The sequence below is a fragment of the Cohnella algarum genome (genome assembly GCF_016937515.1).
GTDB classification, from domain to species: Bacteria; Bacillota; Bacilli; order Paenibacillales; family Paenibacillaceae; genus Cohnella; species Cohnella algarum.
On sequence record NZ_JAFHKM010000002.1, the window covers coordinates 4468791 to 4483736 of the forward strand.

Consider the following 14946-nt stretch of genomic DNA (forward strand, 5'->3'; position numbering starts at 1 on the left):
GCTTTGTGGTATGATAGGATAGATCGCAAGCCCAAAGGTGAGGTGGACCCTATGGTTAACGGAGCGGAGACCCTCCCGGCGGCGAGGCCTGCGGGAAGATCGGCCCAAGGAGGCGTCGCCGATATGACATTGCTGATGACCCGCGCTTTCGAGCTGGGGGATATGATTAAACAATCCGCTCTCGCGGCGGAATACGTTTATTGCAAGGAATGGGTGCGGCGCGACGAGAGAGCGAACGAGCTCTCCCGCGAATTCGTCAAGGCGAAGGAGAAATTCGCCGACTGCGAGCGTTTCGGACGCTTTCACCCCGATTACAACGAGGCGCTGGACCGGGTGAAAGGGCTCGAAAAGACGCTGGCCGACCATGAACCGGTACGCCGGTTCAAAGCGGCGGAGGAAGCGGTCGATCTGCTGCTTCACGAAGTTTCGCTCGCGATCGCCCGCGCCGTGTCCGAAACGATCAAGGTGCCGGACAACAATCCGAACCCGAAAGGGTGCGGGGGCGGGGGCAGCTGCTCGTGCGGCAGCGGCGGGTGCGGTTGACGGCGCCGCAAAAACGCCCGAAACGGTCATTAACTTTGCGGGAGGCTCGCGCATGATTGCGGAACGAACCGGATACATCGTTTGGTTCAGCGATTGGAAGGCGGCGCGCGGACTGGACAAATACGGAACGCTGCACTATTTGTCCCGCAGGATGCATTACGCCGTGCTTTACGTCAATGCGGAAGCGGCGGAAGAAACGATGCGAAACATTCAGCGGCTGCCCTACGTTCGAAAGGTCGAACGTTCCTATCGCGGCGAAATCAAGACGGAATACGAGCGCAACGTCCCCGACAAAACCCGGTTTTACGGGCTTTGAACGGAATGTTGCCGAAAAGAAGGAGCGCGCCCGGATCGTGGGCGCGCTCTTTTTTTTTGCCTTTAAGCGGCACGGCGCATAGAACGGGAATGCTGCAACTTCTTAATGAATTTCGAAATCGTCGATGTTGATCCGCTGGCCGCTCGTTCCGCCGACGACGATCTTGAAGCGGACGTTGCCGGTTTCGCCGACGGCGATCGTTTGCGAAGCGAGCGCGCTGCCGCTTGTATGGGAGCCGCCGACGGCCGTCCAGGTGGAGCCGCCGTCGAGCGATTTCTGAAGCGTCCAGCTTGCGCCCGAATCGGAGCCGAAGTTCGCGTGCCAGACGGTGACCGAATTCGCTCCCGCAACGTCGAAGTTCATCGCGATCGAGCCGGCGGATCGAATCCGGGCGGCTTTGGTTCCGTTCTTCTTGTCGGTCGCCAGGTCCCCGAGCAGCGCGTTGTCGAAATGCCAGGAGCCCGAGGCGAGCGTCACGTTCGCGGCGGCATAAGCCGTCTTGACGCCGGATTCGTAAGACTCGCCGACGCTTGCCGCCGGAGTGACGGTGAAATCGTCGATGTTGATCCGCTGGCCGCTCGTTCCGCCGACGACGATCCTGAAACGGATGTCGCCGGTTTCGCCGACGGCGATCGTCTGCGAAGCGAGCGCGCTGCCGCTAGTAAAGGGTCCGCCGACAGTCGTCCAGGTGGAGCCGTCGTCGAGCGATTTTTGAAGGGTCCAGCTTCCGCCCGAATCGGAGCCGAAGTTCGCATGGCTGACGGTGACCGATGCCGCGCCCGGTGCGTCGAAGCTCATCGCGATCGAGCCGGCGGAGCGGATCCGGGCCGCCTTGGTTCCGTTCTTCTTGTCGGTTGCCAGGTCCCCGAGCAGCGCGTTGTCGAAATGCCAAACGCCGGTGTCCAACGTAACGCTCCCGGCCGTATAGGCGGTTTTGACCCCGTCTTCGAAATCTTCGCCGTCGCCGATCGTTCCGCCGCCTCCCGGACCCGGGTCCTCATAACCGTAAGAGCCGGGTTTGAACGTCGAACGGTCCCACCATTTGTAGCCGGCGGCCGGAGCAGTCCAAGGTTCGGGAGCCGGTTCCGTCGACACGGACGGCGTTTCCATCGCAAGCAGCGGGGTCGGCGAATCGAGCGTCAGGCCGGGCACTTGATCGAGAGACGTGTAGCTCTCCGGGGTCGCGAGCCAGTTGACCAGGTTGACCAGCAGTTCGCCGTTATCCAGCTCGGTAAACCCGTCGTACGTCGTTTTCGCGCCGCCCGTTTCTTCGCGCAAATATTTGGGCGTGCTGTCCTCGACGGGGGAAGAGTCGCCGATGGCCGCGACTTTTCCGAGCTCCGCTTTCGCGACGGCGACGAACGGACCTTCGTCGATGCCGCCGCCGTTGTATACCCCTTGATCGACGGCATTGCCCCACGCCTCGGTCGTCTCTTCCATGTAGACGATGCCTTTCGCTTTCGTCGGATCGGTAATCGCGATCGTCGAGCCGGCATGCATCGTGACCGTTTCAATGCCGGCCGTAATGCCGAACGCTTGCGAAGGAGCAACGATATAGCCGGAGTCGACGTTGCCGAGAGCGTTGTAACGAATCCGCATTCCGAAGTTGTCCGAAAGCCAATCCGAGCTGCTGACTCCGTCCATGGCGTCCGATGCCGTCTCTTCCGCGCTCATGCCGGCCGCGGGATTGCTCCATCCGCCGCGTCGGTAGCCGTTAAACGCTTCGGAGGAATCCCAGCGGTTTTTATTGCGGTCGGCATTGTAATGGTCCGCGATAAAGAAAATGCTGCCGCCGTTCTCGACGTAATCCAGCATCGCCTGCTGTTCGGTCGTTTTATAGGGAATATTGGCTTCGGGCACGATGAAAACGTCGAAATCCTCCAGATCGGAAAGAGCGATGGGGTTACTCTTGCGCAGTTCTTTGACGTAATAGCCTTCGTCCGCCAGCGCTTCCGCAAAGTCGGAAAAGCCGCCGTCGATCACCCAGTCGGCCGCCCCGGCGGTTTGGGCGTGCGTGTTGTCGAACAGAACGGATTTGCCGTTGGCGGTGCCGGAAGGGAAGATTTCGGGAGCCGGATCGGAAGGGCCTTCGGCGAGCGCAAGGGGGACGGGGATCAACGAAAGGGCGAGCAGGAGGGCAAGGGCGACGGAGAGAAAGCTTTTTCGCGAGAACATCATGAATTACCACCTTCCATTAAATTGGATTTGGCGTAGTCAGTCTCGGATGTGTTCGAACCGAAAAACGACGGCGCGTTTCGTCTCGGAATCTCTCAGCTCCTTTATTTTCGTCATGTAGAAAGTGAATCCAGTATAGCATAAATAATAGGTTAAAAATGTAATAAAAGTTTAAGTCTGAGTAAAAAGTGGGAATGCGGAAACCGGCGCCGCCCCGTTCATTCACATAAATTTAATAGTTTCTTTACAAATGGAAGGAGGTTGTCCCGCCTTATCGGCCGGAATTGTAAGGTGGACAACAATTTTTCTAATCGATATAATATAAATATTAAAGAAATATTAGGAATCAAAACATTTGACGACGACAAGAGGTGCCCCACATTGACCAAAATTCTCGTCATCGAGGATGAGAAGATTGTCGGAGAAATGATATCCATGTATCTGACGGATGAAGAATTCTCCGTATGTAGTGTCGAAAGCGGCGAAGAAGGCTTCGAGTCGCTTCGCACGTTCAGGCCGGACGTCGTGCTGTTGGACCTTATGCTTCCGGATATCGACGGAACGCAGTGGTGCGAACAAGTCCGGCGCTATTCCGATACCCCCATCATCGTCATTTCCATGAAGGCGAAGGTTAACGAGCGCATTCAGGCGTTGAACGCCGGCGCCGACGATTATTTGGTCAAGCCGTTCAGCATGCAGGAGTTGAAGGCGCGCATCGGAGTGGCGCTCCGCCGGGCGCGGCCCGGCCATGCCGCCGAATCCGACATCGCCGCCGCGTCGGAGACGGCGTATGCCGAACTTCACCTTGATTTGCAGAAGCGGCTCGTATTCGTGCGGGACGCCTCCATCGAGCTGACGTTTTCCGAATTCGAGCTGATGAAGCTGTTGTTCGAGTACCCGGGACGCGTCTTTACGCGGGACGAGCTGATCAACGCCCTCCGCGGCATCGACTCGTACGTCAACGATCGGGCGATAGACGTTCACATTACCAATCTTCGCAAGAAGCTGGAATCCAATCCCAAAGAGCCGCAATATATTAAGACGGTTTGGGGAGTCGGCTATAAATTGCAACTCGATAAAGCCGGCGCCTGAGGGGATGGTCCGCAGGCGCGGACAAATCGCAACCTTCTTCTTTCAAGCCCGCTTGAACGTTCATGCTAAGAAGAAGGTTTTTTGTATGACCGCTTTCGGCCAAGGGGGCGCTTGACGTGTTACGATCGCTGCGATTTCGCACCTGGTTTTTGCTGCTGCTGACGACCGTCTGCGCGATCGCCGCATTCGGGACGATCTATTATTCGGCGGCCGAGAAGACCGCAAGGGCATCGCTCTTCGACAAGGCGGAGTCCGACGTCCGCGAGCGCGCGGAGGAGCTGTCCGCGTGGCTGGCTTCCCGGTTGGAAACGGCCGGGGGCATCAGCGTTTCCGAATCGCTTAGGACCGGCACCGCCGACTCCCGGAACGCTTATTTGGAAAGCGAACGAAAGAAGCGGAACGGGGAATTTTCGAACCTGGCCTATATTGACGGCGACGGGTCGCTTCGCATGCCCGGCGGCCGAACGGAAAGCTATGCGAACAGTCCGTATTTTCTCCGCGCAATGAACGGCGGACAAGCGATTCAGCCTCCCTTCTTCGAACCGGAAGACGGGCGGAATGCCGAGATCGCCCTTTACTTGCCCGTCTACGATCTCTCTTACCGGATCGAAGGCGTGTTGAGGGCAACCTTGCCATGGGACTCGATCTTCGGCCGGCTTGCCGAGCGAAACGGCATGGCGGTCGCGGGCTATCTCGCCGACGAGTCGGGCACCGCCGTCTATCACACCCGCAATGCTTCCGCGCTCGACGCGCAAACGCGCTCCGCCGTTTTCCGCCTCCTGTCCGAACGGCTTCGATCGGTCGATAACGGTCGCGGCGAGCTTTTGATCGCCTATCCCGTCGAAGGCAGCGAGTGGCATTACGTAGCGGGTTTCTCCGTGGAGCGGCTTTACCGGCCGCTTGACGCTTTGCTGGGGCGGACCGTTACGGCCTGCCTTGCGGCGACGCTGCTGATCGCCGGATTGCTGCATCTTTCGATCGAGCCTCCATTTCGCAGAATCAAGGCGATGCTTCAGGCTACCGAAGCGGTCACGGACGGCCGGTTTGGCGTGAAGCCGCTGGAAGAGCAGCCGCGCGACGAGATCGGGACGCTCGCCGCTTCGATCAATGCGATGGCGGAAAAGCTGCGGAAACGGTACAAGCCGTTCGATGCCGTGCGCAGCCAAAGCGAGTACGGCATTATCGTCACCGATCCGGATTACGTTATCGTCAGCTTCAACGAGGGAGCGTCGCGCATACTCGGTTACCGCGAGGAAGAGGTTACGGGCGTTACGCCGGCCTCTTTTTCCGATCCGTCCGACCTCGAAGAGAAAGCGGAGCGCCTCTCCGCGAAATTGGGGAGGACGATCGCTCCCGGGGTTTCGTACTTTACGGCCCGCCTGGAAAATCGGCTGTCCTACTCGGAAGAAAGAATATACGTGCATAAGAACGGCACGGGGGTTCCGGTCTTTTTAAGCGTCAGCAAAATGGTGAGCGACGACGGGCAGACGCTCGGCTACATCGGGCTGTTCCACGACATCGTCAGGCAGAGATCGATTCAGGCGGAGCTTTCGCAGGCCAAGCAAGCGGCGGAGGAGGCAAGCCGCGCGAAAAGCATGTTCCTGGCGCGCATGAGCCACGAAATCCGCACGCCGCTCAACGGCATCGTCGGATTGTCCAAGCTGTTGCAGCGGACGAAAATGACCGACATTCAGCAGGATTACGCGCTGAAAATCGTCTCCTCCTCCGAAGTGCTGCTGGGCATCGTCAACGACATTCTCGATTTTTCCAAAATCGAGGCCGGCAAAGTGGAACTCGAAACCGTCTCGTTCGAGCCGGACGAGCTGTTTCGGAAGCTGGCGGACACCATCGGCATTTTTATCGGCAAAAAGCAGATCGAAGTCGTCTTCGACATCCCCCGGCCGATGCCGGGCCGTTTGATCGGCGACCCGCTCCGGCTGGAGCAGGTGCTGCTTAATTTGCTTAATAACGCTATCAAATTTACGGACGAAGGCCATGTTCATTTCCAGGTGCAGACGTTCGGCGTCCGCAATGGCGAGGCGATGCTGGAATTCGCCGTGGAGGATACGGGCATCGGCATCGCGGAAAATCAGCTGGCGCATCTGTTCACGCCGTTCACCCAGGCGGACGGATCGACGAGCCGCAAGTACGGCGGGACGGGGCTCGGGCTCGTCATCTCGGAGGAATTGGTCAAGCTGATGGGCGGACGCCTTGAGGTGGAAAGCAGAAAAGGCGTCGGCAGCCGCTTTTCGTTCGCGCTGCTGTTTCCGGTCGTTCCCGCAACATGGGCCGAGCCGGAAATTTCGGTTTCCCGCCCGACCGTTCTCTGCATCGAACGTCCGGGCTTGATGCAGCGCGCTCTCACGGACATGCTCGGTTCCATCGGCATGGAGGCGACGTGTTCGGGCAGCTGGAAGGAGGCCATCGCGCTCCTTTCCGGGCTGCCCGAAGGCGAGTCGTTCGATTACGTTTTTTTTAATATGGAAATGGCCGACATGTACGGGGAAGAGACGTGGTTCGCCCTTCGCAAGGCGGTCCGTTCGGCCAAAACCATCGCCATGACGACGGCGTTCGGCCAAAACGAGTGGCTGCGCATGCCGCCGGAGGAAAGGCCGGACCGGACGCTGATCAAGCCGGTAAACCGGAGGGCGGTGCAGCATATGCTGGCTCACCTGGCGGAAGAAACGAGGCACCTCGAAAGCTCGGGCTTCCGGCGAAAAAAAGGACCTCTTTTCGCCCCCCGCATTTTGCTGGTCGAGGACCATGCGATCAATCAACAGGTGGCGAAAGAACTGCTCGCGGGCAAAGGGTACGAAATCGGGATCGCCTGCGACGGTTACGAAGCGCTCGACATGCTGGAGCGGGAAGATTGGGATCTCGTCCTGATGGATCTGCATATGCCCGGACTGGATGGAGTCGAAGCGACCCGCGCGATTCGGCGCGCTCGGACCGGCTGGGAGCTTCCCGTGATCGCGATGACCGCGAACGTGGTGCAGGAAGACCTGCAAAAATGTTTCCAGGCCGGAATGAACGACGTCGTGACGAAACCGATCGAGCCGGAGGAACTGTTCGCCGCCGTCGAACGGGGGCTTCGTGCCGCCGGCCGGCTGAAATGGGAAGAGGCGAGCCGAAGGGTAGGCGGCAAACAAGCGATTTTATGGCATATGCTTCACACCTTTCGCCTGGAAAATCGTTCGTTCGGGGCGCAACTGGAGCGGAGCCTTGCCTCCGGAGAAGTCGAAGGAAGCCTGAAAATGCTGCACGGGCTCAAAGGGGTGGCCGGCAATCTCTCGGCCGTCTACTTGTTTGATGAGGCGGCTGCATTGGAAACGCTGCTGCGTCGGCAAGGGCTTGCCGGAGACGAGTGGCGCCAGCCGCTCAAACGCCTGCAAGATGAGATTCGCGAGCTCTGCGACGCCATCGAATTCGAAGAAAATGCAAAGAGAGTATCCTGAATATGGAAAATATGGGCCCGGTTTATTTTTTTGTTGAATCTTCTCGAATCCGTGAGTTAAAATAATCTTGACTTCCTGTTTCTCTGCCATGAACGTAGTCCTATAGGCCCGGAAGGGGAGAGCCCGGTGAGAGACAAACAAAACGAGCGATGGAGTACATACGAACCTTTTCATGTTGTTTTAGGAGACAAAAAGGTTGTAGACATTATCATCACCAACCATGCGCGCGCTCGTTGGGCCGACCGGGTACAAGCCGAGAAGGCGGATTATGCCGACATCGCCGAATTTTTGTGGCAATGTCTGAAGGAAGGCAGAATCGCTTCTTATTATCGCAACGAGCAGGACGTTTATATGGTTGACGAAGATTTGATTTTCGTTGCAGAATTTGCCGTGTCGGACAAGGAAGTCGATTTGCTGGGCAACCCTCTTCACAAGATGATCGTCGTCACGTTTCTCGGACGGATGTCGGAAACGATGGAACTGCGAGATTTGAAAACGTATTACTCCTGGCTGAGACATTCCCGAAGAATGACCTTGATCAAAAACAACCGCAAACGCCGCTGACCGCAGTCGGAGGGAGCCGCGAGGACTCGCTTCGGCTCTTTTTTTTGCGCCCGGCGCCGGCCCGCGGGTCGGGAGGCGGCTTTATCTATGGTATAATGGAACGAACGACTACGAACGGAAGGCGGAATGGGCGGATGTCGCTGAACGTGCATCAACTTCATATCTTTTACATGGTGGCGGAACGGGGAAGCTTCTCCGCGGCCGCGCAAGCCCTGCACATGACCCAGCCTGCCGTTACGATGCAGATCCAGGCGCTCGAGGAAAGGTTCGGCGTCAAGCTGCTGCACCGGTCGACCAAAAAATTGGAGCTGTCGGAAGCCGGCCATTGCCTGCTCCCGCAGGCTCGCAAGGCGGTCGAGCTCATGCGGGAAACCGACATGAAAATGGCCAAATATACGGAAGAACTGAAGGGACAACTGCAATTCGCCGCGAGCTTGACGATCGGCGAATACGTGCTTCCGAGACTGCTAGGGCCTTTTCTGCTTCGGTTTCCCAATTTGTCGGTCAGCATGCGGGTGATGAACACGACCGAAATCGTCGAGGAAATCGCGCGCCATGCGCTCGACTTCGGCCTTGTCGAAGCGCCGACCGACGACCCGAACGTCATATCCGAGCCGGTCATGGACGACGAGCTGCTGCTCGTCGCGCCGCCGGGCCATCCGTTTGCCTCAAGGGACGAGGTGGAGCTGAAGGAAGTGCTGGCCGAGCCGCTTGTCCTGCGGGAGCGAGGCTCGGGCACGAGACAGGTAATGGTGGAGGAATTGGAGCGGCAGGGCATAGAGGAAGGAGACTTGCGGATCGTCAGCAATTTCGGGAGCAACGGAGCGGTCAAATCCGCCGTCGAGGCCGGTCTCGGCTTGTCGGTGCTGTCCAAATGGACGATCAAAAACGAGGTCGCCCTCGGCTTGATGAAACCGGTGAAAATCAAGGATGTCTCGTTCCGGCGGAAATTTTTCGCCGTGCGGTCGAAATCCTCCGAGCTGCCGCTGCACGCGGTTACGCTGCTCGATTACGTCAGGGGGCTTGCCCATGAGCAAAGTTGATTTGCATACGCATACGACGGCATCGGACGGATTGCACCGTCCGAAAGAGAACGTCCGGATGGCGGCGGAAGCGGGGCTTTCGGCCGTCGCCATCACCGATCACGACACGGTGGCCGGCATTGCGGAAGCGGCGGCGGCGGCCCCGATTTACGGCATCGAAGTCGTTCCCGGCGTGGAGATCAGCACGTCGCTCGCCGGAAAAGAGATTCACGTTTTAGGTTATTACATCGACATTCGGGACGGGCTGCTGCTTGAAAGGCTGATTTCCCAGCGGAAAGTGCGGGATAGCCGGAACGAAGGCATCGTCGCGAGGCTGAACGAGCTCGGCATTCCGTTGACGACGGAGCAAGTGGCGGAAGCGGCCGGCCGCAAGCCGGGCGCCATCGAAACGATCGGCAGGCCCCACATCGCCGAAGCGCTCGTGCGAATCGGCGCGGTCGACAGCGTGCAGGAGGCGTTCGACCGGTATTTGGCCAAAGGCCGGGCCGCCTACGTCGATCCGCCGCCGCGAATTACGCCGTTCGAGGCGTTTGCGTGGATTCGCGAAGCGGGAGGCGCCGCGATCGTCGCTCATCCGGGCTTGTACGGAAACGACGAGCTGGCCGCGGAACTGCTCGACGGCGGAGCGGACGGCCTGGAGGCGTACCATTCCGACCACGAGGCCGAACAGGCGGAGCGGTATCGCGGCCTTGCCGAAAACCGCGGGAAAATCGTCACCGGCGGATCGGACTTCCACGGGGCGCGCAAAGGCAAGCTGTACCACGGCGCCATCGGCAGCCGGTCGGTCGACGCGAGCGTGCTTGAGCGGCTGCGCGGCGCGCGGGGGTGAAGCGGGATAGGCGAATCCGCCTGGAACGCTTGTTCTTTTTGCTGCGCCAAGCCCGCAACCCGTCGAGCGGCACCGGACCGCACACCGGGAGCCGGGCAAGGGGAGATTGCCGTCAAGCCCTTTCCTACATCTGCTTAATCGTGCTTGGCAGCTCCTTGACCGCCGCTTCGTCCGGCGTAACGAACAGCGTTCGCTGGCCTTCGTAGATGACGAAGCCGGGCTTGGCGCCGTTCGGCTTGCGGACCTGGCGGATGCGCGTGTAGTCGACGGGCACGCCGCTCGACTCGCGCGCCTTGCTGTAATAGGCGGCCAGCATCGCGGCTTCGCGCAGCGTCCGCTCCCCGTATTCCGAGGCGCGGATGAGCACGTGCGAACCCGGAATATCCTTCGTATGCAGCCACGTATCGTTCGGCTGCCCGAGCCGGTTTGTGACGTAATCGTTTTGCGTATTGTTTTTGCCCACGAAAATCGAAATTCCCTCGCTGGACTCGTAGCAGAGCAAGGCCGGGCGGTCCTGCTTTTTTTTGCGCGCGGATTTGCCCGCTCCCCGCTGCCGAATGTAGCCCTGCTCTTTAAGCTCCTCCCGGATCTCCTCGATATCGCCCGGCGTCGCGGTTTCGAGTCCCTGCAGCACCGAGGCCAGGTACCGGATTTCCGCTTCGGCTGCCCCGATCTGCTCGGCGACGACCGCGCGGCTGTTTTTGAGCTTGTTGTATTTGCGGAAGTAGCGCTGCGCGTTCTCGCTCGGCGTCAGCTGCGGATCGAGGGCGATCGAAACGAGCGGCTGGTTCTCGTCGTAGTAGTCGACCACCTCGGCGGCGGCATCCCCTTTGGCGATCGCATGCAAATGCGCGGTCAGCAGTTCCCCGTACTTGCGGAAGCGGTCGGCTTCCTCCGCGTCCTGCAGCGTTTCCTTCAGCTTGTCGATTTTTTTCTCGTTTTTGGCCGTTTCGTTGAGGAGCAGCCGGGTCAAATCGGTCGTCCGCTGGCGGACGAGATCGCGCTCGGCTTTGTCCTTGTAATACTCGTCGAGACATTCGCTCGCCGAATCGAATTCGCGAACCTCTCCGCTCAGGTGCGAGAGCTCGAACACCGAAAAAAACGTCTTGCCGCCGTCCGTCTCGACGCTGGCCGGGCGGTACCGATGAAGCTTCGCCCGATCGACGATCGCGGCGAATTCGCCCCATAGCCGCGTGCGGTTCCCCTCCGCCCGGTGAACGATTTCCTTGGAAAGCAGCGGACTCAAACCGGTAAAAGCGTTCAGCAAAAACGAAGACAGCTCCTTGGACGACGGCTCCGAATCGGGCGCCAAATCGGCCGAAGCCAAAAGGCTTGCGAACTCGGCTTCCGTCGTCTCGAGCGGATTTTGCTTGTTTTGCTCGGGCGGTGCGACGTAAGCGGAGCCCGGCAGCACCGTCCGGTAGCTGCTGATCGCCGGCGTCACGTGGTGGATGCTGTCGTGAATCGTTCCGCTCTGCGGATCGAGCAGCATCAAATTGCTGTGGCGGCCCATCAGCTCGAGCGTAAGCCGTTTGAGCGACAAGTCGCCGAGCTCGTCCCGGTGGCGGACGTCGATTTCGACGATGCGCTCCATTCCGATTTGCCGGACGGTTTCGACGATCCCGCCTTCGCAATGCTTGCGCAGCAGCATGCAGAACATCGGCGGCTCCTGCGGGTTCGTCCAGGTTTGCTCGGTAAAATGCAGGCGCGGCATCGAAGGGTGGGCGGAGAGCAGCAGCTTGCGGCTGGCTCCCTGGCCTCTTAAATGAAGGACGATTTCATGTTCCGTCGGTTGATAAATTTTATGAATACGCGCGCCGGCGAGCGTTTGCAGCTCGCGCACGATCGCGCGGACGACGAATCCGTCGAGTGACATGGTCGTTGCTCCCGTGTGCAATGAATTCGGAGATTTCCCGTCCTCCTATGATGCCACAGTTGGCGGGAAAGGGAAAGTGGCCCGGCCGCCCTTCCGTTCAAGCTTCCTTTGAGGGAGGCGGGATATTTCGCGGCTTGTCTGAATACATATAGGGCAGAACGGCTGTCCCACTTCGGCATCGGGACGGCGAACTCGCGGGAGGGGATGACCGTCGTGGAAGGTAAGGCTTGGCATCAGATGAACGAAACGGAGTTGGCCTTGGCGCTGGGCACCGATTTAAAAGGGGGCCTAAGCCCTGACGAAGCGGCATCGCGGCTGAAAAGCCAAGGGCTGAACGAGCTGGAGGAGCGGAAAGGCGAATCGCCGATCAAGCTTTTTCTCAACCAGTTCAAGGATTTCATGGTGCTCGTGCTGGCCGGAGCCACGATCGTCTCGGGGCTGCTCGGTGAAATGCTGGATGCGCTGACGATCATTGCGATCATTATTTTGAACGGCGTGCTCGGCTTCTTTCAGGAATTCCGGGCGGAGCGCTCGCTGCGCGCGCTCAAGGAGCTGGCGGCGCCGAACGCGAAGGTCATTCGCGGCGGCTCGCTGCACGTCGTGCCCGCGCGGGAGCTCGTTCCCGGCGACCTGGTGCTGCTGGAAGGCGGAGACCGGGTTCCGGCGGACATCCGGCTTATCGAAAGCAATCAATGCGCGATCGAAGAAGCGGCGCTTACGGGGGAATCCGTCCCGGTGGCGAAGGAAGCGGCCGCGATCGCGGCCGCCGAGCTTCCGCTGGGCGACCGCAAAAACTGCGGCTTTCTCGGCACGATGGTGACGAAAGGAACGGCGAAAGGCATCGTCACGCTTACCGGCATGGATACGGAAATGGGCAAAATCGCCGGCCTCATCCAGCAGACGGAGGAGGCGGAAACGCCGCTGCAGCACCGGCTTGAGCAGCTCGGCAAAATTTTGATCGTCGTGGCGCTGGCGCTCACCGTCGTCGTCGTCGTCGCGGGCGTGCTTCACGGACAGCCGCTGTACGGCATGTTTCTCGCGGGCGTCAGCCTGGCGGTCGCCGCGATTCCCGAAGGCCTTCCGGCCATCGTGACGATCGCCCTGGCGCTGGGCGTGCAGCGCATGATCAAGCGGCGGGCGATCGTCCGCAAGCTGCCGTCGGTCGAAACGCTCGGCTGCGCGTCCGTCATCTGCTCGGACAAGACGGGGACGCTGACGCAAAATAAAATGACGGTCACCCGGCTCTGGCTCGGCGGGCGCCATCTCGACGTTTCCGGAGAAGGGTACGAGCCGGCGGGCCAATTTTTCGAAAACGGCAAGCCCGTCGAACTGAAAGGGGACGTCGAGCTTCGCCGCCTGGCGCAAGTGGCGGCCCTGTGCAACAACGCCGAGCTGACGATGGAGGAGCGAAGCGAAGACGCCAAACGGAAAAAACCGGCGAAGGAGACGAATGCCGCCGCGGCCGGGTCCGGCGAATGGACCGTCAAAGGCGATCCGACCGAAGGCGCATTGCTCGTCCTGGCGGCCAAATCGGGAAATTCCCGCTCCTCCCTCGAAGCGCTGTACCCGAGGGTCAAGGAATTTCCGTTCGACGCCGACCGCAAGCGGATGTCGGTTCTCGTCTCCCACCAGGGCGGCCAGCTGCTTTGCACGAAAGGGGCGCCGGACCTGCTGATCGAGCGGTGCGCTTACGTGCTCTGGAACGGCAACGTCGTGCCGTTCACGGGAACGCTTCGGCAGAAGGTGCTGCAGGCCAACGAAGCGATGGCGCAGGATGCGCTTCGCGTCCTCGGCTTCGCCTTTCGCGAGGTTCGGCCGAACGATCCGTGCGAGGGCGAGGACCAGGCGGAACGCGGCCTCGTGTTCATCGGCCTCGCCGGGATGATCGACCCGCCGCGCCGCGAAGTTCCCGAGGCGATACTCAAATGCCGCCAAGCCGGCATTCGCACGGTCATGATTACCGGCGACCACCGGACGACGGCCGAAGCGATCGCGCGGGAGATCGGGATTTTGCCCCGCGACGGCCGGACGATGAGCGGGGCCGAGCTCGCCGGCTTAAGCGACGAAGAGCTGGAAAAGCAGGTGGACAACGTCTACGTGTTCGCCCGCGTTTCGCCCGAGCATAAGCTGCGCATCGTGCAGGCGCTGCAGCGGCGCGGACACGTCGTCGCGATGACCGGAGACGGCGTCAACGACGCCCCTGCCGTCAAAGCGGCCGATATCGGCATTGCGATGGGGATCGCCGGCACCGACGTGACGAAAGAAGCGTCCGCGCTCGTGCTCGCGGACGACAACTTCGCCTCTATCGTGTCCGCCGTCGAGGAAGGCAGGGGCATTTACGAAAATATCCGCAAATTCATCCGCTATTTGCTCGCTTCGAACGTGGGGGAAATTTTGACGATGTTCCTGGCGATGATGGCGGGCTTGCCGCTGCCGCTCGTGCCGATTCAAATTTTGTGGGTCAATCTCGTGACCGACGGATTGCCGGCCATGGCGCTCGGCGTCGACCAGGCGGAAGGCGATTTGATGCGGCAAAAACCGAGAGCCGCCAAGGAAAATATTTTCGCCCGGCGGCTCGGCTGGAAAATTATCAGCCGCGGCGTGCTGATCGGCGTCTGCACGCTCGGCGCGTTCGTGCTTGCGCTCGGAGACGGGGCGGGAGACCCCGAGAAGCTGACGCATGCGCAAACGGTGGCGTTCGCGACCCTCGTCATGGCGCAGCTCATCCACGTTTTCGACTGCCGGAGCTCGCGCTCGATTTTTCACCGCCGCCTGTTCGAGAACAAGTTTCTCGTGCTTGCGGTCGTATCGTCGCTGGCTCTGATGTTCCCCGTCCTGTACGTGGAGCAGCTGCAGCCGATTTTCAAAACGGTTCCGCTGTCGCTTCGGGATTGGGCGCTCGTCTTCGTCGCCGCCGGCATTCCGACGTTCGCGATGGGAATCGGCAGCGTCTGGGGATCGTCCCGCCGCCGCCGCAAAGGCAATCGCATCACGTACGGAGCGGCGGGCGGCAACCCGCGCGCCATCGCGAGATAAACGGCGAAGCGGAGAAA

Annotated in this window: 10 protein-coding genes; 8 read left to right on the forward strand and 2 right to left on the reverse strand. The window is 60.1% G+C overall.

Annotated elements, in window-relative coordinates; genetic code table 11:
* Nucleotides 1–123: 123 nt before the first annotated feature.
* Together JW799_RS20075 and JW799_RS20080 are read left to right on the forward strand one after the other, a co-directional pair.
* Nucleotides 124–543 (forward strand): YlbF/YmcA family competence regulator, encoded by a 420-nt coding sequence (locus JW799_RS20075; protein WP_240353352.1) that lies wholly within the window; start codon nucleotides 124–126, stop codon nucleotides 541–543.
* A gap of 52 nt (nucleotides 544–595) precedes the next feature.
* Complete coding sequence (locus JW799_RS20080; RefSeq protein ID WP_080840289.1) at nucleotides 596–859, forward strand: YlbG family protein; 264 nt, start codon at nucleotides 596–598, stop codon at nucleotides 857–859.
* Between the two features lie 102 nt (nucleotides 860–961).
* Here JW799_RS20080 and JW799_RS30290 read toward each other — a convergent pair whose 3' ends face one another.
* Nucleotides 962–3037: an Ig domain protein group 2 domain protein gene (locus tag JW799_RS30290; RefSeq protein ID WP_420830641.1), complete on the reverse strand. Its 2076-nt coding sequence runs from the start codon at nucleotides 3035–3037 to the stop codon at nucleotides 962–964.
* A gap of 378 nt (nucleotides 3038–3415) precedes the next feature.
* Here JW799_RS30290 and JW799_RS20090 point away from each other — a divergent pair, with 378 nt between their 5' ends.
* The 5 genes from JW799_RS20090 (at nucleotide 3416) to JW799_RS20110 (ending at nucleotide 10017) form a co-directional block, all read left to right on the forward strand.
* Nucleotides 3416–4126 carry a response regulator transcription factor gene (locus JW799_RS20090; RefSeq protein ID WP_205431414.1) on the forward strand — a complete coding sequence of 237 codons (711 nt, stop codon included), beginning with the start codon at nucleotides 3416–3418 and terminating at the stop codon, nucleotides 4124–4126.
* Between the two features lie 116 nt (nucleotides 4127–4242).
* Nucleotides 4243–7581 (forward strand): response regulator, encoded by a 3339-nt coding sequence (locus JW799_RS20095; protein ID WP_205431415.1) that lies wholly within the window; start codon nucleotides 4243–4245, stop codon nucleotides 7579–7581.
* A 126-nt stretch (nucleotides 7582–7707) separates the two neighbouring features.
* Nucleotides 7708–8145 carry a hypothetical protein gene (locus JW799_RS20100; protein ID WP_080840284.1) on the forward strand — a complete coding sequence of 146 codons (438 nt, stop codon included), beginning with the start codon at nucleotides 7708–7710 and terminating at the stop codon, nucleotides 8143–8145.
* 134 nt (nucleotides 8146–8279) lie between these two features.
* Complete coding sequence (locus tag JW799_RS20105) at nucleotides 8280–9188, forward strand: selenium metabolism-associated LysR family transcriptional regulator (RefSeq protein WP_080840282.1); 909 nt, start codon at nucleotides 8280–8282, stop codon at nucleotides 9186–9188.
* Entirely contained in the window at nucleotides 9175–10017 is an 843-nt protein-coding gene (locus JW799_RS20110) for a PHP domain-containing protein (RefSeq protein WP_205431416.1), read from the forward strand. The genes JW799_RS20105 and JW799_RS20110 overlap by 14 nt, the downstream gene beginning before the upstream one ends.
* 124 nt (nucleotides 10018–10141) lie before the next feature.
* On the opposite strand, the gene JW799_RS20115 is transcribed toward JW799_RS20110, so the two are convergent.
* Nucleotides 10142–11893, reverse strand: coding sequence for an Rqc2 family fibronectin-binding protein (locus tag JW799_RS20115; RefSeq protein WP_205431417.1), 1752 nt, complete (start codon nucleotides 11891–11893; stop codon nucleotides 10142–10144).
* Nucleotides 11894–12097: 204 nt separating this feature from the next.
* On the opposite strand from JW799_RS20115, the gene JW799_RS20120 reads away from it, so the two are divergent.
* Nucleotides 12098–14929: a calcium-translocating P-type ATPase, SERCA-type gene (locus JW799_RS20120; RefSeq protein WP_080840277.1), complete on the forward strand. Its 2832-nt coding sequence runs from the start codon at nucleotides 12098–12100 to the stop codon at nucleotides 14927–14929.
* Nucleotides 14930–14946 lie beyond the last annotated feature (17 nt).